Origin of the sequence: Paraburkholderia sp. NMBU_R16 (assembly GCF_013282575.1) — a bacterium.
Taxonomy (GTDB): domain Bacteria; phylum Pseudomonadota; class Gammaproteobacteria; order Burkholderiales; family Burkholderiaceae; genus Trinickia.
Window position 1 is genome coordinate 1 of the sequence record NZ_JAAAYE010000404.1, and the last position, 253, is coordinate 253.

The following is a 253-nucleotide window of genomic DNA, read 5'->3' on the forward strand; positions in this document are numbered from 1 at the left end:
CAAAGGCCAAATGAAGGGTGACCACGCCACTCGAACGGTCGCCGCGCAGTTCTATTCGCTGCTTATGTAAGGACTCCTAAGCGAATCGCCGCTTGCTCGTCATGGCTCCGTTATCGCGACACAACCTCGGCACATAGGTGGCATCGGCTACCCACAGCCGATTCGGTGCGTCAGCCACGAAGTGCCGTTGCACGAGATCGGGCGCGGGCCGTGCGCCGCTCTGACGCCGCGTGGTGTTGATCCAGCGCCGCCG

General features: G+C 62.8%; 1 pseudogene. It reads right to left on the reverse strand.

The features are described 5' to 3' along the window. Nucleotides 1-127 precede the first annotated feature (127 nt). Nucleotides 128-253, reverse strand: a pseudogene (locus GWC77_RS30000) (IS3 family transposase); the annotation flags it as partial.